Annotated in this window: 21 protein-coding genes; 9 read left to right on the top strand and 12 right to left on the bottom strand. The window is 70.7% G+C overall.

Annotation, left to right across the window (positions count from 1 at the left end):
- The first annotated feature begins 66 nt into the window (after positions 1-66).
- Entirely contained in the window at positions 67-951 is an 885-nt protein-coding gene (locus IF54_RS0116745; protein ID WP_020134018.1) for an RNA polymerase sigma factor SigF, read from the top strand.
- 53 nt (positions 952-1,004) lie between these two features.
- Complete coding sequence (locus IF54_RS39620; RefSeq protein WP_030319266.1) at positions 1,005-1,733, top strand: hypothetical protein; 729 nt, start codon at positions 1,005-1,007, stop codon at positions 1,731-1,733.
- A gap of 6 nt (positions 1,734-1,739) precedes the next feature.
- On the opposite strand, the gene IF54_RS0116755 is transcribed toward IF54_RS39620, so the two are convergent.
- Positions 1,740-1,943 carry a hypothetical protein gene (locus IF54_RS0116755; protein WP_020134020.1) on the bottom strand — a complete coding sequence of 68 codons (204 nt, stop codon included), beginning with the start codon at positions 1,941-1,943 and terminating at the stop codon, positions 1,740-1,742.
- Positions 1,944-2,138: 195 nt separating this feature from the next.
- Between IF54_RS0116755 and IF54_RS0116760 the strand changes: the two genes are divergently transcribed.
- The 4 genes from IF54_RS0116760 to IF54_RS0116775 all read left to right on the top strand — a co-directional run bounded on the left by IF54_RS0116760 (position 2,139) and on the right by IF54_RS0116775 (position 6,652).
- Entirely contained in the window at positions 2,139-2,645 is a 507-nt protein-coding gene (locus IF54_RS0116760; protein WP_030319269.1) for a MarR family winged helix-turn-helix transcriptional regulator, read from the top strand.
- 13 nt (positions 2,646-2,658) lie between these two features.
- Positions 2,659-5,193: an MFS transporter gene (locus IF54_RS0116765; RefSeq protein ID WP_030319271.1), complete on the top strand. Its 2,535-nt coding sequence runs from the start codon at positions 2,659-2,661 to the stop codon at positions 5,191-5,193.
- A gap of 92 nt (positions 5,194-5,285) precedes the next feature.
- Positions 5,286-6,107 carry a YceI family protein gene (locus tag IF54_RS0116770; RefSeq protein ID WP_030319277.1) on the top strand — a complete coding sequence of 274 codons (822 nt, stop codon included), beginning with the start codon at positions 5,286-5,288 and terminating at the stop codon, positions 6,105-6,107.
- An 83-nt stretch (positions 6,108-6,190) separates the two neighbouring features.
- Positions 6,191-6,652, top strand: coding sequence for a PPOX class F420-dependent oxidoreductase (locus IF54_RS0116775; protein ID WP_030319281.1), 462 nt, complete (start codon positions 6,191-6,193; stop codon positions 6,650-6,652).
- 37 nt (positions 6,653-6,689) lie between these two features.
- On the opposite strand, the gene IF54_RS0116780 is transcribed toward IF54_RS0116775, so the two are convergent.
- From IF54_RS0116780 to IF54_RS0116815, 8 genes are all read right to left on the bottom strand, one after another.
- Positions 6,690-7,487, bottom strand: a complete 798-nt coding sequence (locus IF54_RS0116780; RefSeq protein ID WP_030319283.1) for a TetR/AcrR family transcriptional regulator — start codon at positions 7,485-7,487, stop codon at positions 6,690-6,692.
- 128 nt (positions 7,488-7,615) lie between these two features.
- The gene (locus IF54_RS0116785) at positions 7,616-9,103 is read right to left on the bottom strand and encodes an MFS transporter (RefSeq protein ID WP_107047845.1); all 1,488 of its coding nucleotides are present in this window, start codon (positions 9,101-9,103) and stop codon (positions 7,616-7,618) included.
- Positions 9,104-9,207: 104 nt separating this feature from the next.
- A complete protein-coding gene (locus IF54_RS0116790) occupies positions 9,208-11,415 on the bottom strand; it encodes a glycosyltransferase family 39 protein (RefSeq protein WP_030319287.1) in 2,208 nt (735 codons plus the stop codon).
- Positions 11,415-12,926, bottom strand: coding sequence for a bifunctional glycosyltransferase family 2/GtrA family protein (locus tag IF54_RS0116795; RefSeq protein ID WP_030319289.1), 1,512 nt, complete (start codon positions 12,924-12,926; stop codon positions 11,415-11,417). Before IF54_RS0116795 ends, IF54_RS0116790 begins: the two co-directional genes overlap by 1 nt.
- Before the next feature lie 14 nt (positions 12,927-12,940).
- A complete protein-coding gene (locus tag IF54_RS0116800; protein WP_030319291.1) occupies positions 12,941-14,572 on the bottom strand; it encodes a sensor histidine kinase in 1,632 nt (543 codons plus the stop codon).
- Complete coding sequence (locus IF54_RS0116805) at positions 14,569-15,309, bottom strand: response regulator transcription factor (protein ID WP_030319293.1); 741 nt, start codon at positions 15,307-15,309, stop codon at positions 14,569-14,571. The genes IF54_RS0116800 and IF54_RS0116805 overlap by 4 nt, the downstream gene beginning before the upstream one ends.
- 216 nt (positions 15,310-15,525) lie before the next feature.
- On the bottom strand, positions 15,526-16,401 hold the full coding sequence (locus tag IF54_RS0116810) for a DUF2797 domain-containing protein (RefSeq protein WP_078852000.1): 876 nt from the start codon (positions 16,399-16,401) through the stop codon (positions 15,526-15,528).
- A 283-nt stretch (positions 16,402-16,684) separates the two neighbouring features.
- The gene (locus IF54_RS0116815) at positions 16,685-17,086 is read right to left on the bottom strand and encodes an HGxxPAAW family protein (RefSeq protein WP_030319297.1); all 402 of its coding nucleotides are present in this window, start codon (positions 17,084-17,086) and stop codon (positions 16,685-16,687) included.
- Between the two features lie 86 nt (positions 17,087-17,172).
- Here IF54_RS0116815 and IF54_RS0116820 point away from each other — a divergent pair, with 86 nt between their 5' ends.
- Together IF54_RS0116820 and IF54_RS0116825 are read left to right on the top strand one after the other, a co-directional pair.
- Positions 17,173-17,676, top strand: a complete 504-nt coding sequence (locus IF54_RS0116820) for a MarR family winged helix-turn-helix transcriptional regulator (RefSeq protein WP_030319299.1) — start codon at positions 17,173-17,175, stop codon at positions 17,674-17,676.
- A gap of 415 nt (positions 17,677-18,091) precedes the next feature.
- Positions 18,092-18,538, top strand: coding sequence for a hypothetical protein (locus tag IF54_RS0116825; protein WP_078852001.1), 447 nt, complete (start codon positions 18,092-18,094; stop codon positions 18,536-18,538).
- 66 nt (positions 18,539-18,604) lie between these two features.
- Here the strand turns inward: IF54_RS0116825 and IF54_RS0116830 are convergent, their stop codons facing one another.
- The gene (locus IF54_RS0116830) at positions 18,605-19,099 is read right to left on the bottom strand and encodes an NUDIX hydrolase (protein WP_030319303.1); all 495 of its coding nucleotides are present in this window, start codon (positions 19,097-19,099) and stop codon (positions 18,605-18,607) included.
- A gap of 335 nt (positions 19,100-19,434) precedes the next feature.
- Complete coding sequence (locus tag IF54_RS0116835) at positions 19,435-19,839, bottom strand: cytidine deaminase family protein (protein WP_030319305.1); 405 nt, start codon at positions 19,837-19,839, stop codon at positions 19,435-19,437.
- 241 nt (positions 19,840-20,080) lie between these two features.
- Between IF54_RS0116835 and IF54_RS42705 the strand changes: the two genes are divergently transcribed.
- Entirely contained in the window at positions 20,081-20,230 is a 150-nt protein-coding gene (locus tag IF54_RS42705) for a hypothetical protein (RefSeq protein WP_159002143.1), read from the top strand.
- Positions 20,231-20,401: 171 nt separating this feature from the next.
- Here IF54_RS42705 and IF54_RS0116845 read toward each other — a convergent pair whose 3' ends face one another.
- Positions 20,402-22,174 carry a hydroxysqualene dehydroxylase gene (locus IF54_RS0116845; protein ID WP_030319308.1) on the bottom strand — a complete coding sequence of 591 codons (1,773 nt, stop codon included), beginning with the start codon at positions 22,172-22,174 and terminating at the stop codon, positions 20,402-20,404.
- Positions 22,175-22,600: the final 426 nt, after the last annotated feature.

The raw sequence follows: 22,600 nt of genomic DNA on the forward strand, positions 1-22,600 counted from the left end.
CAGGTGAAGGCTGACGTTCCTCGACGAAGCGTTCGCCGTACCGTCCCGCGACCCAAAGGGGGTGGCATGTCCGCAGACCAGGGCAGCTCGAAGGTGCTCACGCTCACGAAGAGCGAGGCTGCGCCCGCGCTCATCGACGTCCCGGCTGTCGAGGCCGCCCCGACCCCGGCCCTGCCGGCCGCGTCCGGGGCCATCGACACCCGCACCCTGTCCCGCTCCCTCTTCCTGCGGCTCGCCGCACTCGACGAGAACAGCCCCGAGCGCGCGTACGTCCGGGACACCCTCATCGAGCTCAACCTCCCGCTGGTGCGCTACGCGGCGGCCCGCTTCCGCTCGCGCAACGAGCCGATGGAGGACATCGTCCAGGTCGGCACCATCGGCCTGATCAAGGCGATCGACCGCTTCGACTGCGAACGGGGAGTGGAGTTCCCCACGTTCGCGATGCCGACGGTCGTGGGCGAGATCAAGCGGTTCTTCCGCGACACCTCGTGGTCGGTCCGCGTCCCGCGCCGCCTCCAGGAGCTCCGTCTGGCCCTCACCAAGGCCAGCGACGAGCTCTCCCAGAAGCTGGACCGCTCCCCGACGGTCGCCGAACTCGCCTCGGTGCTCGGTGTGTCCGAGGAGGACGTCGTCGACGGCCTCGCGGTGGGCAACGCCTACACCGCCTCCTCGCTGGACTCCCCGGCCCCGGAGGACGACGGCGGCGAGGGCTCCCTCGCGGACCGCCTCGGCTACGAGGACACCGCGCTGGAGGGCGTGGAGTACCGCGAGTCCCTCAAGCCCCTGCTGGCGAAGCTGCCGCCCCGTGAGCGGCAGATCATCATGCTCCGCTTCTTCGCCAACATGACCCAGTCGCAGATCGGCGAGGAGGTCGGCATCTCGCAGATGCACGTCTCCCGGCTGCTCACCCGCACGCTGGCCCAGCTGCGCGAGGGCCTCATCTCCGACTGATCCGTCCCTGCGCGAGGGTTCCCATTCGACGGGGCGTCAGCCACCATGGCGCGATGCCTCGTTCACCCCGGACGACCTGGACACATGGCCGTCGGTGCGCCCTGCTGGGCGCGTCGGCGGCCGTCGTCTGTCTCGGCGCGGTGCTGGCGTCGTGCGGCGGAGGCGACGGCGAGGGCTACGTCGCCACGGGCGCGGCGGGCGGCCCCACAGCGTCATCCGATACGGCCGTCAGGCCGACCGGTGACGTGATCCTGGTGCCGCTCCAGGGAACCCCGTCCGGTCCGGGCAGCAGCCCGGCGTCGGCGAACCCGGCCGCCCCGCGCGGCACTTCGGCAGGCTCGACGGCGGCCGGCACCACGCGAACCGATGGGCCTACCGGCGTCGGCGGTGCCACGGACGCACCAGCGCGGCCCACCGAGGGCCCCGGGGACGGCCGTAGCCCCTCGGCTTCCCCCTCCGCGGAGGGGACCCCTGAACCCGCGGCCCTGGTCTGGTCGGAGCCGGTCCGGCAGGCCACCGACCGGCGCTGGTGCGAGGACGTCACCCTGGACTTCCGCAACACCGGGGGCGTGCCGGTGACTTCGGGGGCCGTCACCTTCGGGACACACGTCATCGGCGCGCTCGGTATCGACTGGGCGACCGTGGAGTCCACGGTGGGACTCCCGGTGCCGATCGATGCCGGCGCGCGACGGGAGAAGACCTGGACGGTGTGCGTCGACGCGTGGCGCGTGCCGTTGGGCATGCGGGTGGAGACGCGGGACGTCACCGTCCGGTGGGGTTAGTTCCTCTTACTTCAGCGCCAGCCAGGCCACCGCGGCCACGACCGCGACGGCGACGATCACGCCGATGATCAGGCCCACGCGGGGTCCTGCGGAGGCGGCGGGGGCGGCCTGCTGCCGTCCGCCCTGGGGAGCCTCGTCGACGAAGGCACGGAACATCTGAGTGCTGCCGGCGGGGTCGTAGTTGCCCTGGGGGCCCTGGTTGTCAGCCATGCCCAGAGACCCTAGCGAATCCGGCGATGGGGCCCAAGTGCGGGGGCGACGGGGGCCCCAGGGGGTCTCACGTGCCGGTTTACGTTCGCAATACTTGCCTTTGCCAAGTTTTTATGCCGCACTCACCTCGTTTTATTTGCCTGTAGCAACCAAGCAAGCCTATGGTTGCCCAAAGCAACGAATACGGGAGGTGTGATGGCCGAGCAGGCGCGATACGAGGAGCTGATCCGCCAGTTCAGCGCCTTCGGAGCCGTGAAGCGGGAGATGGGGCGGATGATGCCGTCCGACTGCCCCGCCGGTTCCGCCGCCGTGCTGACCCTGCTCGGGCGCTACGGAGACATGCGCATGAGCAGGCTCTCCGAGCTGCTCGCCGTGGACATGTCCGTGACCAGCCGCCATGTGACCCACGTGGTCGAGCGCGGCTGGATCGAGCGCTCCCCCGACCCGGCGGACCGCCGCTCGCGCATCCTCAGGCTGACCCCGGCCGGCCGGGCGCTCCTGGACCAGCTGTCGCGGCGCACCTGCCTGATGCTCTCCGAGCGGCTCGGCGACTGGAGCGACGACGAGGTGGCCCAGCTGACCGCCCTGATGGCACGGCTGCGCGCGAGCTTCGACGACACCCGCGTGCACGGCCCCGAACCCCGGCCGCCCGCACCCCCCGTACTCGAACAGACCACCCGTACACCCGCGATCACCACGTAAGAGAAGGAAGCCCATGGCAACGACCACACCAGCCGGTGTGCGGGCACACGCCAAGCACGGAGGAGGCTCCGGCGAGCACGGCCCCATGACGCACCGGCAGATCATGGAAGCCATCTCCGGCCTGCTGCTCGGCATGTTCGTGGCGATCCTGTCGTCCACGATCGTCACCAACGCGCTCCCGCACATCATCAGCGACCTCGGCGGCGGCCAGTCCGCCTACACCTGGGTCGTCACCGCCGCCCTGCTGTCGATGACCGCGGCCACCCCCCTGTGGGGCAAGCTCGCGGACCTGTACAGCAAGAAGGCGCTCGTCCAGATAGCGCTCGTCATCTACGTGCTGGGCTCCGCGGCCGCGGGTCTGTCGCAGAACGCCGGCATGCTGATCGCCTGCCGCGTCGTCCAGGGCATCGGCGTCGGCGGTCTGTCCGCACTCGCGCAGATCGTCATGGCCGCGATGATCTCCCCGCGTGAGCGCGGCCGGTACTCCGGTTACCTCGGCGCGACCTTCGCCGTCGCCACCGTCGGCGGCCCGCTGCTCGGCGGTGTCATCACCGACACCTCGTGGCTGGGCTGGCGCTGGTGCTTCTACGTCGGCGTCCCGTTCGCCGTCGTCGCCCTGATCGTGCTCCAGAAGACCCTGCACCTGCCCGTGGTCAAGCGGGAGGTCAAGGTCGACTGGGGCGGCGCCACCGCCATCGCCGCCGCCGTCTCGCTGCTGCTGGTCTGGGTCACCTTCGCCGGTGACAAGTACGACTGGCTGTCGTGGCAGACGTACACGATGGTCGGCGGCTCGATCGTCCTCGGTCTGCTGTTCGTGCTGATCGAGTCCAAGGCGAGCGAGCCGATCATCCCGCTGCGGCTGTTCAGGAACCGCACGATCACCCTCGCCTCACTGGCCTCGCTGTTCGTCGGTGTCGCGATGTTCACCGGCACGGTCTTCTTCAGCCAGTACTTCCAGCTGGCCCGCGACAAGTCCCCGACGATGTCCGGCGTCATGACCATCCCGATGATCGGCGGACTCTTCATCTCCTCCACCGTCTCCGGGCAGTTCATCACCCGCACCGGCCGCTGGAAGGCATGGCTGGTCAGCGGTGGCGTCCTCGTGACGGCCGGGCTCGGCCTGCTGGGCACCATCCGGTACGACACGGCCTACTGGAAGATGTCGATCTTCATGGCCCTGCTGGGTCTCGGCATCGGCATGATGATGCAGAACCTGGTGCTCTGCACCCAGAACCAGGTCGACCCGTCCGACCTCGGCTCGGCCAGCTCCACGGTCACCTTCTTCCGGTCCCTGGGCGGTGCGGTCGGCGTCTCGGCGCTGGGCGCGGTCATGTCCCACCGGATCACCCACTACGTCTCGGACGGCGTCGCCGCCCTCGACCCGAAGTACCGGGCCGCCCTGGCCGGTTCGAGCTCCTCCACCGACAGCATCCCGGACCTGGCCAAGCTGCCCGCTCCGCTGCGCACGCTCATGGAGAGCTCCTACGGCCACGGCATCGCCGACGTGTTCCTGATCGCCGGCGCCCTCGCGGCCGTCGCGTTCCTGATCACGCTGTTCATCAAGGAGGTCCCGCTGCGGACGAAGGGCGCGCTGGCGCAGGCCGCGGAAGAGGCTCCCGCTTCGGCGCCCTCCGAGGCTGCGGTGGAGACCGCTGCCGCCGGGCACACCCCGAGCTGGGCGGCCACCGAGACCGTCACCTCGGACACCGAAACCGCCCCCGACGGCACCCAGCGGCTGTCCGCCGTGGCCACCCTGGCCCGTCCGGAGGCCTCCGGTGAAGGCTCCGGCGCCATCCCGGTCCGCGGCTTCGTGCGCGGCAACGAGGGCGTCCCGGTCCCTCAGGCCGCGGTCACGCTGATCTCCCTTGCGGGACAGCAGCTGGGCCGCTCGGTCGCCCAGGCCGACGGGTCCTACGCGGTCGACGCGCCCGGTGTCGGGTCGTACGTCCTGATCGCCTCCGCGGACGGGTTCCAGCCGCAGGCGTCCACCGTCCTGGTGGGCGGCGAGCCGGTCGCCTACGACATCCTCCTCAGCGGCACCAGCGGGCTGAACGGCCTCGTGCGGGCCGCGCAGAGCGGGGAGCCGGTCAAGGACGCCATGGTGATCGTCACCGATGTGCGCGGCGACCTGCTGGCCACCGGGACCACCGGTGAGCAGGGCGAGTTCGCCTTCGGCGAGCTGGTGCCGGGTGCCGTGACCGTCGCGGTCAACGCCGCCGGGTTCCGGCCGCGCGCGCTGCCGGTCGAGGTCGGCGGCACCGGAGTCACCCGCATCGAGGTGGACCTGGATTCGGGCGCCCGCCTCCAGGGTGTCGTCCGGGCCCCGCACGGCCCGCTGGCCGACGCCCGGGTCACCCTCGTGGACGCCGCCGGCAACGTGGTCGGCACCGCCACCACCGGGACGGACGGGGCGTACGCCTTCACCGACCTGGACGGCGGCGAGTACACGGTCATCGCCACGGGCTACCCGCCGCAGGCCACGGCCCTGACGGTGAACGGCCCCGCGGTCGACGGACACGACATCGAACTCGCCCACCCCGGCGAGTAGTTCCACCCACTCCGGCCCGTGGCGGGGGACGTGCGCTCCGAGCGGAGGCGCGCGCCCGCCACGGGCCGGTCTTCTTCGAGGAGTTCTCAGACATGCCACTGACCGCGAGGATCCGAACCCGTGACGGATGGGCCGTGTCGCACGCGGTCGTCACGGTGACCGACATGACCGGCACGCAGGTGCTGCGCGCGGAGGCGGACGCGGAGGGGGCGGTACGGGACGGGACCCCGCTGGAGCCGGGGCCGTACACCGTCATCGTCACGGCCGTCGGGTACGCGCCCACCGCCTCCAGCGCGATCGTCACCGCGAGCGGCCGGGCCGAGGTCGGCACGGTCACGCTGGCCCGGGTCGGCGGCGCGGAACTGCCGCCGCCCGGCCCCTGGACCGTGGACCCGGCCCACTCCAGCGTGGGCGCGGTCGCCCAGCACCTGGGCATCTCCAGCGTCCACGGCCGCTTCACCGACTTCACCGCGGCGATCGAGGTCGCCCCGGACGACGTGACCAAGTCCCGGGTGGAGGCGGTCATCCGGGCGGCCTCCATCGACACCGGGAACGCGATGCGGGACGACCACCTGCGCTCGGCGGACTTCCTGGACGTGGAGCGGTACCCGGAGATCACCTACCGGTCGACGGACCTTGTCGTGGCCGGCACGGACCGCTGGACCGTTCGGGGCGAGCTGGCGATGCGCGGCGTCGTACGGCCGGTCGACCTGGACCTCGCCTACCTGGGCACGGGCGCGGACCCCTGGGGCGGGACCCGGGCCGCCTTCAAGGCGACCACGCAGCTGCGACGGGAGGACTTCGCCATGAACTACAACCAGGTCGTACAGGCGGGAATCGCGGCAATCGGCACGACACTGAAGGTCGAGCTGGATGTGCAGGCGGTACAGGGGGAGTCGTTGCCGCGGGGGTGAGGTGGGGGGGTGATCGGGGGCCGGCCGCGGGACGCTGACCGCCGTGCGCTGGTGTGCCGTGGGGCTCCAACTAGGCTGAGCTCATGGCACCGAACATTGCGACCAACACGTCTGTCTCCCTGGACGAGCTGCTGGACTTCGTGCGGCCCCGGCATCGGGCGCTTCTGCTGACGCGGCGGGCGGACGGGTCGCCGCAGGCCTCGCCGCTGACCTGTGGGGTCGACGACTCGGGGCGGATCGTCGTGTCGACGTATCCCGAGCGGGCGAAGACGCGGAACGCGAAGCGGGATCCCCGGGTGAGCGTGGTCGTGCTGAGCGACGACTGGGACGGGCCGTGGGTGCAGGTCGACGGGACCGCGGAGGTCATCGACTCGCCGGAGTCCGTGGAGCCGCTGGTGGAGTACTTCCGGAACATCTCCGGGGAGCACCCGGACTGGGACGAGTACCGTTCGGCGATGGTGCGGCAGGGGAAGTCGATCATTCGGGTCACGCCGGAACGGTGGGGGCCGGTTGCCACCGGCGGGTTCCCTGCCAGGTTGGCCTGATAACTCGGGGACTTCTCGTTCGTCGGCGGGTGCGGTTTCACTGTGGCTGGTCGCGCAGTTCCCCGCGCCCCTGGGGAGTTGCCCTCACCATCGTTTCGATGCCTGCCACGAGTAGGTCCAAGGCGAACGTGAAGTCCCTGTCTCTCATGTCCTCGACCGTGTCGCCGCCCCTCGCCGTCATGATCTCCTCGTTCTCCTTGAGGATCTCGGCGGCGTCGGGGGACCGGGTCGCCGAGGCCATCGCGTGGCGGAAGTAGGCGTCCTGGGTCATGCCGGCCTGGCCCGCGCGGGCGATGAAGTGGCCCTCGATGGTGCCGAAGCCGTAGACGAACTGGAAGACGGCCGAGATCGCGCCCGTGATGCCGTGTGCGGGCAGACCGGACCTGCGGATGACCCGGTGCACGATCCGGGACAGCGCAAGGGAGTTGGGGCCGATGTTGAGAAAAGTGCCGGCCAGCGGGGAGACCCAGGGGTGGCGGACCAGCAGACCCCGGTACTCCCTCGCGATCGTGCGCAGCTGCTCCCGCCAGTCCTCGTCGGCCTCCGGGTCCGGCAGATCGAGACCGCCGAAGGCCGCGTCCAGGGCGAGTTCGAGCAGGTCGTCCTTGGTGTCGACGTACCAGTAGACGGACATCGCGGTCACGTTCAGCCCGGTGGCCAGCCGGCGCATGGAGAACTTGGCCAGGCCGTCGGTGTCGAGCAGCCGTACGGTGGCCTCGGTGATCCGCTCCCGGTCCAGCCCCGAGGGCTGCCCCCCGCCCCGCCCGCTCCGGCGCACCTTGCCTTCCAGCCAGACACTGGTCCGGCCTGAGGCATTTGGGCCTGCGTTAGCCATGGCGCACCTTCCAAGAACTCCGTCGACTGGCAAAGATGCCAGGTGCCTTCCAACTTAAGGGGCGCGGGGAACTGCGCGAGACACCACAACGGACCAGCAGCCTCCGACGCAACGTCGCCCCCACCCCCTCAGGCGACTGTCTCCCGCTCCGCCCGCCGCAACAACACCCCCGCCACCACCCCGCCCAGCAACACCGCCACCGCCCCCACCAGCTGACTGCTCTCCAGCCCGGAGGCGAACGCCTCCGTGATCCGTGCCCTCTCCGACCCCGACCCCGCCTGCGCCAACGCCCCCGGCAGGGACACCGCGGCCACCGAGATCCCCGCCGCGAACCGGGAGTTCAGCACCGCGCCCAGCACCGCGACGCCCAGCCCCTGCCCGAACTCCGCCACCGTGCCGTTGATCCCCGCGCCCACGCCGGCCTTCTCCCGCGGAATCGCGCTCATGATGGCGTGGGCCATCGCGGGGCTCGCGACCGCCGCCCCCGCACCGATCAGCACCAGCCCGAGCAGCGTGCCCGGGTACCCATGGCCGGTGAGTGTGGCGATCGAGGCCAGGCCCGCCGCCATCACCGCCATGCCGAGCCCGATGGAGAGCGGGGTGCCGAGGCGGGCCGACCACTTCGCCGACAGGCCCGTGAAGTTGAGGGCCACGATCATCAGCGCGAGCGGTGCCGTGCGCAGGCCCGCCTCCAGGGGGCCGTAGCCGAGGACGAACTGCATGTGCTGGGTGAGCAGGAACAGCGAGCCGCCCATGCCGAAGGTGATCAGCACCGCGCCCGCCACCGCGCCGGTGAAGCGGCGGTCGCGGAAGAAGTGCATGTCGAGCATGGGGTGCGGGATCCGGTTCTCCCACCACGCGAACGCGGCGAGGACCACGACCGCCACGGCCGCCGGAGTCAGCACCCGGCCCGACGTCCAGCCGTGCTCGGGGCCGGAGATGATCGCGAACACCAGGGAGGTCATACCGATCGTGGAGAGCAGGGCGCCGAGCAGGTCGGGGTGGTTGCCCTGCGGGTTTTTGGACTCGGGGACCAGGACCACCACCGCGACCAGCGCGAGCGCGGCGACCGGCAGGTTGATCAGGAAGATCGCACCCCACCAGAAGTGGTTCAGCATGAAGCCGCCCAGGAGGGGGCCGGTCGCGAAGCCCAGGGAGTTCACCGCCGCCCAGATGCCGATCGCCCTCGGCTGCTCATCGGGCGCGAAGATCTGCATCGCCACGGCGAGCGTGGTGGTCATCAGCAGCGCCCCGCCGACGCCCATTCCGGCCCGTGCCGCGATGAGTTGGGCGGTCGAGTCCGCGAGGCCCGCGACCAGTGAGCCAAGACCGAACAGGACCAGGCCGGCGGCCAGCATCTTCTTGCGGCCGTAGCGGTCGGCGGCGCTGCCGGCGGTGAGCAGGAGCCCCGACTGGACCAGCGAGTACGCGTTGATCATCCACTGGATGTCGGAGGTCGCGGCGCCCAGTTCGCGGGTGAGCGAGGGGATCGCCACGTTCAGGATCGTGTTGTCGAGAAGCACGGTCAGCTGGGCGAGACAGATGACGCCGAGGATCAGCCAGCGCTGGGGGTGGCCCTGGGTGACGGGGACGGGTGCAGTGGCGGGGGCGGTCATGTTGTACACCGTAGAACAGTTCTTATACGGCGTACAACACACTTTCCCGCCGTGCGACGAAGGGGGCGGCGACCGATGTCACCGCCCCCCTCCTGGCAGAACCGTCAGCTGCTCGACTTCTGGGTGAGGTCGTAGAAGGTGGCCGAACCGACCGTCACCTTCTTGAAGTTGGCCTCGACCCAGCTCGTGATCTGCGAGGACGTACCGCTGCTGCTGCCGCCCATACCGCCGCCGGTGCCGCTGGAGATGAAGTAGTGGATCTTGCCGTCCTCCACGTACTTCTTGAACTGGGCCAGCGTCGGGGACGGGTCGGTGCCGTTGAAGCCGCCGATCGCCATCACGGACTCGTCGGAGGCCAGCTGGTAGCTCGCCGCGTTCTGGGCGCCGATCGCGGCCGCCGCCCAGGTGTAGTCGTCCGCGTCGGCCTGGAGCAGCTTCTTGGCCTCGGAGGAGACGGTCGCGCCGTTGAGCAGTCCGCCGGCGCCACCCCCGCGCATGCCGCCGAGCTCACCCAGACCGCCCAGCTGGTTCCGGGTGGTGCCGTTGCCTTGCGTGGTGCCGTTCTGGCCCGGCATGCCGCCGCCCGGGAAGCCCTGACCCTGCTGGCTCTGGCCCTGACCCTGCGTATTGCCGTTCGCGTTCCCGTTCGCGTTCCCGTTCTGCTGGTTCTGGCCGCCGAAGCCGCCCATGCCGCCACCGCCGCCAGGGCCTCCGCCCCGGCCGCCGCCTCCACCGAAGCCCATCATGCTCGCGCCCGCCGGGCCCGCCGTCGGAATGGAGCCGGTGTGCGCGGAGTTCACCGTGCTCAGGGTGTACGCCGTCGGACCGGCCAGCGCGGCCACGATGCCCAGGGCCGCGACCCCGAGCGCCAGTTGCCGGCCGAGCCGGGCCACGAAGATCAGGCCGAGCGCGGCGACCAGACCGCCGATCAGGACCAGCCACTTCAGCCAGGGAAGGTAGTCGGGGGTGCGGTTGAGGAGGGCGTACCCCCAGGCCGCAGCGGCCACCATCGCGGCCGCGAGGGTGAGCGAGGCCCATGTCCCGGCGCGCTTCTCCCACAGGATTCCGGCGCCCATGCCGACCACGGCGGCGATGTAGGGGGCGAGGGCGATCGTGTAGTACTGGTGGAAGATGCCCGCCATGAAGCTGAAGACCACCAGGGTGATCAGCAGCGAGCCGCCCCAGACGAGGAACGCACCGCGGGTGGCGGAGGTCCGCTTGAGCTTGCGCGTGGCCACCAGGCCCGCGACCAGCAGGATCAGTGCGGCCGGCAGCAGCCACGAGATCTGGCCGCCGATCTCGGAGTTGAACATCCGGTTCCAGCCGGTCTCGCCCCACTGGCCGGTGCCGCCACCGCCCCCGCCGCCGACGCTGCCGGTCTCCTCGCCGTTGAGGCGGCCAAGTCCGTTGTAGCCGAAGGTCAGTTCAAGGAACGAGTTGTTCTGGGAGCCGCCGATGTAAGGGCGCGAGGAGGCGGGCCACAGCTCGACGACCGCGACCCACCAGCCGCCGGATACGACCAACGCGACCGTCGCGAGCGCCAGTTGCCCGATCCGCTTCTTCAGCCTGTGCGGGCCGACCGCCGCGTACACGAACGCCAGCGCCGGCAGGATCAGGAAAGCCTGCAAGGTCTTCGCGAGGAACGCGAAGCCGATCGCCGCCCCCGCCCACACCAGCCACCGCGTCCTGCCGTCCTCGACGGCCCGTACGACGAAGTAGCAGGCCAGCGCCATCAGCAGGGCCAGCATCGCGTCCGGGTTGTTGAACCGGAACATCAGCGCGGCGACGGGGGTGAGCGCGAGCACCGCGCCCGCGATCAGACCTGCCCCGGGACCGAAGCGGCGCCTTACGGAGGCGTAGACGACGGCGACCGTGCCGACGCCCATGAGGACCTCGGGGCCGAGGATCGTCCAGGAGTTCAGACCGAAGATCCTGGCCGCGATCTCCATCGGCCACAGGAACGCCGAGGGCTTGTCGACGGTGATGGCGTTGCCCGCGTCCAGCGAGCCGAAGAACATCGCCTTCCAGCTCTTGGTGCCGGCCTGGACGGCCGCCGAGTAGAAGGAGTTGGCGTAGCCGGAGGCGCTCAGGTTGTAGAAGTAGAGGGCGGCGGTGGCCAGCAGCAGGCCCCAGAACGCGGGGCGTGCCCAGCGGGGGTCCTCGGGACGGCCGCGCCACAGTCTGCGGGCGAAGGGCTGTTGGGGTTCACCGGACTCCGGGGCCGGGGGAGCGACGTCCTGTACGTCCGTCACGGTCACCGCCGGACCCCATCCGGAACCCTGCCGGGTCGAATGATCGGTCTGCGTGGTCATCAGGAGTTCCTCGGGTCGGTGTCGGTGGGCCACACCTGCTGCGACGGCACGGTGGCGTCGTACGGGGACTGCGGGGTGTACGGGGTCTGAGGGGTGTACGAGGACTGCGGGTTGTACGGCGTGTACGGAGTGTGCGGCGCGGTGGCGTAGTGGTTCGCCGTCGGGCGCGTGGGCAGCGGGGCGTACGGCTGCTGTGTGCCGTAGGCCGGTGTGGCGGACGGCGTGGTGGAGGGCGTGTGCGTCGTCACCACCGTGGACCGTGACGGGTTCTCGTCCCGCTCGGGGAACACCCAGGCCCGGAAGAGCAGGAACCGCAGCACGGTCGCCGCGAGGTTGGCGGCGATCAGCACCGCCAGCTCGGTGGAGTGCGCCGGGTCGCTGGTGGCCGCGTCGAGCGCGGCGAGGGAGCCGCTGGTCAGTGCGAGGCCGATGCCGAAGACGACCAGGCCCTGCGCCTGGTGCCGGACGGCGCCGCCCCGCCCGCGCACTCCGAAGGTCAGCCGCCGGTTGGCGGCGGTGTTGGCGACCGCCGAGACCAGCAGGGCCAGCGCGTTGGCGATCTGGGAGCCGCAGAACTGCCGGAAGACGCTGTACAGCAGCAGGTAGAAGAGGGTGGACAGCCCGCCGACGACACAGAATCCGACGAGCTGGCGGGCCAGCCCCTTCGGCACGTCCTGGACGTCACGGTCGCGCGGGTCGTCGCCGAACGGGCGGGCGATCCGGTCCAGCGGCAGCGCGCCGGTCGCGAGCGCCTTGCCCACCCGCCACACGCCCTTGAGGTCCTCGGTCGCCGTCCTGACGATGTGGACGGTGGAGTCCGGGTCGTCGACCCAGTCGACGGGCACTTCGTGGATACGCAGGCCCGCGCGCTCGGCGATGACCAGCATCTCGGTGTCGAAGAACCAGCCGGTGTCCTCGACGAGCGGCAGCAGGACCTGGGCCACGTCCCGCCGGATGGCCTTGAAGCCGCACTGTGCGTCGGAGAAACGGGCTTGCAGCGAGCCGCGCAGGATCAGGTTGTAGGCGCGGGAGATGAACTCGCGCTTGGGGCCGCGCACGACCCGGGAACTGCGGGCCAGCCGGGAGCCGATCGCCAGGTCGGAGTGGCCCGAGATCAGCGGGGCCACGAGCGGCAGCAGCGCGTTGAGGTCGGTGGACAGGTCGACGTCCATGTAGGCGAGGACGGGGGCGTCCGAGGCGGACCAGACGGTCCGCAGGGCACGGCCGCGGCCCTTCTGCTCCAGCCGGAAGGCCCTGACCTCGGGGATCTCCGCCTCCAGCCGCCGCGACACCAGGGGCGTGGTGTCCGTGGACGCGTTGTCCGCGATGGTGATGCGGAACGCGTACGGGAACGTGCGCCTGAGGTGCTCGTGCAGTCTCAGCACACACGGCTGGAGGTCCTTCTCCTCGTTGTAGACGGGGATCACTACGTCCAGGACAGGCGTACCGGCGTCGCCGGCCGGGAGGTGCTCCCGCGCCGGCAGGGTGCCGGGAGAAGAGTCGGTTCGCATGGGAACGACTCTGGTCAAGCCCCCTGTTGCACCCATATGGCGGCGCTGTGCTGTGCCTGTGAGTGCGATTGCCAGTTCGTTTCGGGCGCCGGACGCGGGGTCGCGGGACCGACGGCGGGCAGGTGCAGGGTGAAGACCGTGCGCCCGGGCACGCTGTCGACGGTCACGGCACCGCCGTGCGCCATCGCCACGGCCTGCACGATGGCGAGGCCGAGCCCGGTGGAGCCCGAGGCCCGGGAGCGCGAGGAGTCACCGCGCGCGAACCGTTCGAAGACGTGCGGGAGCAGGTCCGGCGGGATGCCCTGGCCGTTGTCCTCGACCTCCACGCACATCCACGGTCCGCGTCGCTGCACGCGTGCCGTGACGGTGGTCCCCTCCGGCGTGTGCTTGCGGGCGTTGCCGAGCAGGTTGATGAGCACCTGCTGGAGACGCGCCGCGTCGCCGGAGACCAGTGCGGGTTCGTCGGGCAGGTCCAGGCGCCAGTTGTGGTCCATGCCGGCCGCGCGGGCGTCGCTGATGGTGTCCACGACCAGCGGGATCAGGTCCGTCTGCTCGAACTGGAGCGGCCGCCCCGCGTCCAGGCGCGCGAGCAGCAGCAGGTCCTCCACGAGCAGGGTCATCCGGCCCGCCTCGGACTCGATGCGGCCGAGCGCGTGCCGGGTGTCGGGGCCGACCGCCTCCCTGCCGCGTCTGGTCAGCTCGGCGTAGCCGCGGATGGAGGCGAGCGGGGTCCTCAGCTCATGACTGGCGTCCGCGACGAACTGCCGTACCCGCATCTCGCTCTGCTGCCGGGCGTGCAGGGCGCCGTGGACGTGGTCCAGCATCCTGTTCAGCGCGGAACCGACCTGACCGACCTCGGTGTGCGGATCGCACTCCGCCTCCGGCACCCGCTCGCTGAGGTTCACCTCGCCGGTGTGCAGCGGGAGTTCGGAGACCCGGGTGGCGGTGTGGGCGACCCTGCGCAGAGGGCGGGTGGCGAGCCCGACCAGCACGTATCCGGCGATGACGGCGGCCCCGAGCCCGGCGGCGGTGACGCTGACCTCGACGAGGATCAGGGTGTCCACGGTGGCGTCGATGTCCTTGGTGGGAACGGCGACGTAGTAGGCGGAGGTGTCGTTGGACGCGTACCGGACGAGGTAGTCGCCGATGCCGGGGAGCTCGACCTTGTGCTGGCTGTTGTCCTTGGGGACCGCGCTGAGCACCTTGATCTGGGCGGCCGTGAGGCTCTTGGCGGTCATCGCGAAGTTCTGGTCGGAGCCGGACTTCACCCCGCGCTTGGCATCGGTGATCCGGCCCCCCTCCACCTTGGCCGCGATCGTGCCGTCCGGCCCCGGGCCGATGACGAAATTGGCAGGGCTTTTCGGCCGGTTGCCCTGCCCGAGGGGCCTGTTCCTGTCGTTGCCGCCGTTGTCGGGCTGCTCCGGCGGGAGTTCGCGGGGCGCCGCCCGCGACGCGGCCTCGTTCAGCTTGCCGCTCAGTTGGTCGTACAGATGGGACCGCAGCGCCAGCGTGGTCACCGTGCCGATCACCGAGCAGACCACGGCGATCAGCACCACGGACGCGACGACGAGCCGCGTCCGCAGCGTGCGCGGCTTTCCTGCTCGCCCTGCCCGCTTCTGCGCCCGCGGCCGTCGTCGTCCGCTCATGAGGCGGCGGGCTTGATCAGATAACCGGCGCCGCGCCGGGTGTGGATCATCGGCTCCCGTCCCGCGTCGATCTTCCGGCGCAGATACGAGATGTACAGCTCGACGACGTTGGCCTGGCCGCCGAAGTCGTACGACCACACCCGGTCCAGGATCTGCGCCTTGCTCAGCACCCGCCGGGGATTGCGCATCAGGAACCGCAGGAGTTCGAACTCGGTCGCGGTGAGGTGGATGTTGTCCCCGGCCCGCGAGACCTCGTGGCTGTCCTCGTCGAGGGTGAGGTCGCCGACGACCAGCACGGACTCGGACCGCCGGTCGGCCGCACCGGACCGCCGGATCAGCCCGCGCAGCCGGGCCACGACCTCTTCGAGGCTGAACGGCTTGGTGACGTAGTCGTCCCCACCCGCGGTGAGCCCGGCGATACGGTCCTCGACGGCGTCCTTGGCCGTCAGGAACAGCACCGGCACGTCCGGCAGCTCACGACGCAGCCGGCCGAGCACGGCCAGCCCGTCCATGTCCGGCAGCATCATGTCGAGGACGACGGCGTCGGGCCGGAAGTCCCGTGCGGTCTGCACGGCACCCGTGCCGTCTCCCGCGCTGCGGATCTGCCAGCCCTCGTAGCGCAGGGCCATGGACAGCAGTTCGGTGATCGACAGCTCGTCGTCCACCACAAGCACTCGGACGGGGCTCCCGTCCGGCCTCAGCAGTTCGGTGCGCCCCTGGGGCGAGGTCGTGGTCATGGGAACACGATGTCGGTGCCCCCTGAGAGCACCCTTGCGGCAATCTGTGATTTCCCTGAGAAACGCACAGGCGCCTCTCAGGGAACCCCTGGGAATCCCTTGTTCCACACCGGCCCGAACCGGGATGCGGAGCCGGGGCGCGGAGCCGGGGCGTCGGGGGTCGGCCTCAGCGCCGAGATGCGTCTCCCCGGACCGCCGAGACGCCTCTGCCGCAGGTCAGAACAGCCCGTCCTGCATACCCTGCGCCTGCTTGAACTCCCTTATAGGAACGGTGTTTTCCGCGCCCTCGGCCGGAACCAGGTCCCAGCCCGTCATCAGTCGGGTGTCCAGTACGACGACCCCCTTGCCCGCCGTCTCCAGATGCAGGTCTGGCCCCGCTGCCGCGAGGAGCCGGCCCCCCACCGACCCGCCGGCCACGAGCCCCCTCACCTCGCCCGCGGCGGCGGGCAGACCCGCGAGACCGAAGACCTGGACATGGTCGACCGGTTCGTACGGCGCCCGCTCCAGGGACTCCGGCCAGCCGCCCAGCGTGCGGGCCCGGGCGTGCAACTCGGCGATCTCGGCGGCCCGTTCAGCGGCCGAGGCCGGCAGGGACGACCGTACGGCCCGCTTGTCGCCGTAGGGAACACGGTCCGGCACCGCGAGCGCGGCCCGCAGCAGTTCCTCGGTGCGCCGGGCCGCCATGAGCGGGCCGGTGCCGAGCCAGCTGAAACAGACGGCTCCCTGTTCCAGCAGCCGCGCGGAGCCACGTTCGTATGCCGTGATGCCGACCTTGACCATGCCGGGCCCGAACCACGCGAGGTATACCCGGTAGGGCCGTGGGTCGTCCGCGAGGGTGTCCGCGGCCACCGAGTGCGCCCGGTCCAGCCGCGCGCACTCCTCGCACCGCGCCCCGGTGCTCCGCCCCGACACCGCGACCCGCGCCGCACACGCGTGCCCCCGCGCTCCCACGCATGTCCGCACACCCCCTTCAGCGACCCCGAAGGCCACCCGCTTCCCCCAGGTCAGCGCACTGCGCCGCCCACCGTCCCACCGCAGCACGGGACCATCGGCCGACCATCGCAGCCCCGCGCACTTCCATGCCTGTGCCATCTCTGACGAGGGTAGGGGGGACCACTGACAACGGGGGTTGGGCGTGCGGGGCGGCTGGGGGTTGGCCCCTTCTGCAACCCCAGAGCGCGGTCTGGCCTGCGGTTGGAGGGGGGTGCCGTCGGGGTCGGGGCTGGGAGGGGGCTGCGGGCGAAGGCGGGGCCCGGGCCGGGATCGGAGCCGCGATCGGGGCTGGGGGGTTGGTCGGAGGTGGGGCCCGGGCCGAACGGAGCCGCGATCCGTGCCGGGATCGGAGCCGCGAGGCCGAGCCACGATCAGGGCCGGTTCAGCCGGCGGACTCCGCAGCGACCGGCTCCGCAGCGACCCTCGCCTCCCCTCCCGCTCCCGGCGCCGCCCCCGCTCCGACCGCAGTGGCGCTCGGCCGCCCTCTCCTCCGCCCCGCGATCCGGCACCCGACACACTCTTCGTGCCCCTCCCGCGCGCTGGAGTCCCGGACCCGCATGCCCCACTCCTCGCGCGGCCGGCGCCCCGGCGGCTTGCCCCAGCCGGACAGGTGCAGGGCCCAGGTGACCAGGACGCTCACCCCGACGACGGCGAGACCGCCGACGATCAGCGCGCCGGAGACCAGGCACACGCCCAGCCCTGCCACAGCCGTCCCCACCGTCGCGATGCCGAAGCCGGTCCAGCCCGCGACCGTGTGCCCCTCGTCATACTGATGTGCGCTCACAGATCCTCTCCTCCTCCACCATTTCTCTCACGTCCTAAGAAATTTAACGCAGAAACCTCTCACACGCTAAGGGAATCAGGATTCCGATGCCGGCCGAGCCCCACCCCGCCGAGCCCCGCCCCGCCGCCACCGCGGCCCAGGCGCTGGAGGCGATGGACTTCTTCATCGCCACGGCCCACCTCGGCCAGCAGGAGATGGCCCAGCGGCTGGGTGTGAACGTCACCGACCTGCTGTCCTTCGCCTACGTCCTGAGGGCGGGCGAGGACCTCCTCACGGCGGGCGACATCGCCGAACAGGCCCACGTCACGACCGGCGCGGTCACCGGCATCCTCAACCGCCTCGAACGCGGCGGTTACGTCACCCGCGTCCCCGACCCCACCGACCGCCGCCGCGTCCGGGTCGCCGCGCGCCCCGAGGCCGTGGCCAAGGTCGTCGCCCTCTACCAGCCGTACTACGACCGCCTCGACGCCGTCTTCGCCGAGTACTCCGCCGACGAAATCGCCGTACTCCACGACTGGTTCAGCCGCACGACCAACTTGGCACTCGCTTACATCGAGGAACTGCGTGCCAAGGACGCCGGGGGCGAGTAGCGGGGAACCGACCGGGAACTCGCAGGTACCGCGAGGGGTGTTGGGGACTGAACCGCCAGGGGTGGCGGGGACCCCCCACCACGGGGGTGGAGCCAGCCCTACCTTCGATCGGGGAGGGCACTCCATCGATCCGGCGCTCGCGCGACGGCATCGTTGATCTCAGCCGATCCACCGGGGTCGGCAGATCGCGAAGCCGGCGAAGCGGAAGCAGCCGACGAGGCCGACGGACTCGCGACGAACCGGAGGGACCCCCACGATGGAGCCGCAGACGGCCGACACCACAAAGTCCCCGTCCCCGTCCCTCTCTACGTTCCCGTCCCCGTCCCCGTCCCCGTCCCCGTCCCTCTCTACGCTCCCGTCCCCGTCCCCGTCCCGGTCCCCGTCCCAGGCGGCTCCCGGAACCCTCGCTTCCTTCGTGCGCTTCGTCGTCTGCGGCGGCGGGGTCGGTGTGCTGTCCAGCTTCGCCGTACCGATGGCGGCCATGACGCTGCCGTGGGCGGTCGCGAACGCCGTGATCACGGTGGTCTCCACGCTCCTGTGCACCGAGCTGCACGCCCTGTTCACCTTCGGCACGGGCCGCCGCGCGGGCCTGCGCAGGCACCTCCAGTCCTCCGGCTCGGCGGCCGCCGCGTACGCGATGACCTGTGCCGCGATGTTCCTCCTGCACACGGCTCAGGCGGCCCCGACCCTGCTCACGGAGCAGACGGTCTACCTCACCGCCTCCGCGATGGCCGGCGTCGGTCGCTTCCTGGTACTGCGCCTGTATGTCTTCACCACCACCCGTGCTCCCCACCCCCCGGTCCACCGCACCGCCCTCCCCCGGCCGCTGCTGCCCCGGCCGGCGGTGAGCACGGCCTGCTGAGGGGATGCCGTCCGGGGCCGGGGTGTCCGAGCCCGCCCGGACCCCGGCGTTCGACGTCCGGGCCCGTCAGCGCCGGCGCTCCAGATACCGCCGCAACGCCTCCACCCCGTCGGACACGAACTCCCCCCGTCCGACCGCCTCCAGCAGCTCGCCCTCCCCGAGCCACCCGTACCAAGCGATCTCGCCCGGATCCGGCACGAGCACCCCGCTGACGACGGCCTCATGCACACCGAGCCAGTAGGGGCTGATCTCCCCCTCGCACAGGAACCGGAGGACAGGCCGCACCGGCACCCCGAACACCCCCAGCTCCTCACCGAGTTCACGGGCGGCGGCCTGCTCGTACGACTCCCCGGCCTCGGCGGCCCCGCCGATCAGCCAGTTGTACTGCCCAGGGAACCGGGACATCTCGTACGACCGCCGATGGACGAGTATCCGGCCCAGCGGATCACGGCAGACAGTGGTCGCGACCCGGTGCAGCCACCTCTTCTCGATGGCCTCCGCCCGGTCCACCACCCCGATGACGAGGTCGTTCTCATCCACCCGGTCCACCAGCTCGCCCATGGGCTCAACGATCGCAGAGGGGTACGACAATGCCGCTCGAGAAGCTTGGCCGGAAGGGGGCGGGTGCGGGGCCGGAAGGGGTGGCAACCCCCGGCGGGTACAGCTGTCCCCACCGCAGATCGGGCGGCGGGCCGCATGTCCTGACGCCGGGTCCGACGGCATCGTAGAAGCACGACACTCCTCCGGGAAGGACCTCCCATGAACCCCCTGATGTCCGCCGCGACCAGACCCCGACTGGCGCCACCTGCTGGACGGGATCGCCCACCCACACACCACAGAGGCGTTCCACGGCCTGGCGGCAACTGCCGTAGGAGATCAACGAGGTTGACGTCGATTCACTCGGAGTCGAGCTGGTGGTCGGCCCAGACATAGCTCTCGGGCAGCAGAGAGGTGACGGGGACGGTCCGGATCCGGTCGCCCTCACCGACGACGACCCCGATGCGGGGGAAGTAGTCGAGCAGGGCCTGCCGGCACCGGCCGCACGGAGGGATGACCCCGCGGTCGCGGTCACCCACGGCAACGATGGTGTCCAGCTCGTAGACACCCTGCGCGGCCGCCGCCCCGATGAGGACCAGCTCGGCGCAGGGCCCTCCGGTGAAGTGATAGGCGTTCACCGCGGTGACGATCCGCCCGTCCCGAGCGCGCCCCGCGGCAGCCACGGTGTGGTTGTCACCCCGGCAGCGCGTACGGGCGACTTCGGCGGCGGCCTGAACGAGTTCGTGATCGACGGAGTTGGTCATCGGATCAGCTCCCATATCGCGACAACGAGGTTGAACAGGGCAGGCAGGAGAAAGAGACAGCCGGCTGAAGATGCTCCCCGGGCGTCTCCGCACCGGCAAGCGTCACGACCACGTACGACACATCAACTCTCCCAGCAGTCCAGTTCCGTGGATCACCTCACAACCCCACGACCGTGTCAAACGAGTTGACCTCCGCTCTGCACGGGTGCCTGGTCCGATGCAGCCGGCAAGGCGGCACTACATGTACGGCCCATCCGCAGCGCTCCGCGGCTGCTGGACAGAGTTCGACGTCCGCAGGTTGCGTATGCGAGCCGAGTACGTCCACAGCACCAAGGACACCGGCAACCTCAGCACATGGGGCGCATGGCAGTACTTCACCGTCAGGAAGTGACACACCAGACGCCGGGCTCCACCACTGAGGTGGAGCCCGGCGCCTGGGAAAGCTGCACCAGCACGGACGCCGACACGCGCTGATCTGGACCCGTCCAGGCCGCGCTCCGCGAGCGACTCGTCGATGTAGTCGCACAGCTCCCCGCGCTCGCCGGTCTCGAACCCGACTGGATCACCCCAGGTCGAACACATTCGGCAGGCCGGCCTTGAAGCGGAAGTGGTCGTGGCGCTTGAGGCTCTCGAGCTCCGGCGGCCTGAACAGCGGGGTGACCGTGCAGCGCGGCGCACTCGAACCTGCCTGATCCAAAAGGGCATTGACCGCCTGACGGGCCGAGGCGTTCGCGCCCTCCATGGTGGCGAGGTCGATGTCCACGGCGACGTAGTCCCCGGACAGGAAGAAGTTCGGGACCGTGGTCCTGGCCGAAGGGCGGTTGTACAGCGTGCCCACGGGGTGGATCAGCAGCTCGTCCTCGTTGGTCGGATGCGGAGTGCCGATCCCGTCCACTCCGGGGTCCAGGAACCACGAGTGCAGCGTGCCGTCGCGCAGCACTGTCCGGCCGGTGTCGTTGAGTGCGTCCTTGAGCTGTGCCCACACCTCGCGTGCGACCTCCTCGCGGGTGCACTGTTTGGCCGTTTTGCCGTACAGGACGCCGGGCTTGTCCCACTCGGAAATGTCCACCGACAGACACTCCTCGGCCACGCCGTCGCCGTAGTCGGCGGCGAAGTCCCGCCCTGGCCAGTGCCGGGCCTGGGCGATCGCGGTCAGCGACCATGGCGAGTCGATGCAGTTGAAGTGGCCCTGCACCAGGGGCGGCGTCTCGGTCAGATAGAACTGAATGCCCGTCATCCAGTCGGTCTGCAACTCGTCGCAGCGTGCCAACTGCGGTTCGGCCGCCCGTAATCCGGCACTCCAGGTGCGACGCGCGTGCTCCACCGGCATGGCGGAGACATAGTGATCGGCGGTGACGGAGCGAAGGACGCCGCCCGCATCCTCGATGACGGCCTCCGAGACCAGCCCGTCTCCACCCAGCCTCACCTCGTGCACGGTCCAGCCGATACGGAACTCCACTCCCAGGGACCTGAGATGAGCCACCCAGGGGTCGATCCAGGCCTCATTGGTCGGTGCGTTGAGGATCCGATCGGGTGGGCCGTCCGCACCCCGGCCGAGCGCGTTGAACACGAAGGCCTCGCCGAGGGTGCCGACCGTACGGGTGCTGGCCACCTCGGCCTTGGTGGCGACGATGTTGCGGGTGATGCCGACCGCGAGGATGCGCTGGTACTCCTTCGACATCTGCCCGGCGCGTACGAAAGTCCACCAAGGGGTGTCTTCCCAGGTGGAGTTGCGGCGTGCGTCGCAACTGGTCAGGAAGACGACGGCGCGGTTCACGAAGTACGCGATCTCATGCAGAGGAAGATTGAATCCCGTCTCCAGGAGGCCGGTGAGAGCGCGTCTGATGTCGTCGAGGGTGAGCTCGGCGGGCTCCTTCTCCCCAGGGATGGGTATCCGGAGATCCTCGCGGCCGTTGTTCCGCGCGAACATCATCTCCTTCGGTGCGATCAGGTTGTCCCGGACGCCGCCCGCGTTCCCGGGAAAGGGGATGCGCCGCATCGTGTCGGGGAGGTTGTGGTAGATCCCCGGGATGAAGCGGAACCCGTGCTCCGCGGGCAGTGGCTTGCGGCCTCCCTTCGTGCTGTCCGGTACGTCCATGGAGCGGGCCTTGCCGCCGAGCGCCCGGCGCTCGTAGACGGTCACCGCGAAGCCCCGCTCGGCGAGTTCATGCGCCGCGGTCAGTCCGGCCACGCCACCGCCGAGCACGGCGACGGCCTGCTGCCGTCCCTGCGGCGGTGCGGCTGAAGCCGCCGTGCCGGTGCCCAGTGCCACCGCCCCGCCTGCGGCGGCGGCCCCCACCACAAAGGTGCGTCGCGTGCTGCCCGTTCGCCCCATGACCGGTCTCCCCTACCGTCGGTAACACCTGCCGTCCGGCGGAGCAGCCTAAGGGAGCACCCTGGGACGGGAAAGGCATGTACATGACCGACGTGCGCATGCGGGCGAATGTGGCGCGTTTGCGTTGCCGGAGGGCCGGTCGCCTCACCGCCAGGTCTGTCGACGTGGCGTGGACGGCATGCCGTATCGCGCACCGCGCAGGAACCCGTAAGCGTCGTCGACGGTGACGGGTGACCAAGAGCCGGGTGGCACAGGGTGGGGATCACGCTCGGGTTCGTCCGGGCGCAGGGCGATCACGCCGAAGTGGCCGGGGATCTCTGACAGGACACTGGGGACGATCTCTGGCAGGTCACTCGGAGGCCTGGCCTCCGTACTTCGTGGCGAAGTGCAGCTGTGCGTCAAAGGTCCACGGGCGGTGTGCAGGGT

Origin of the sequence: Streptomyces sp. NRRL B-3229, assembly GCF_000719505.1 — a bacterium.
Taxonomy (GTDB): Bacteria; Actinomycetota; Actinomycetes; order Streptomycetales; family Streptomycetaceae; genus Streptomyces; species Streptomyces griseorubiginosus.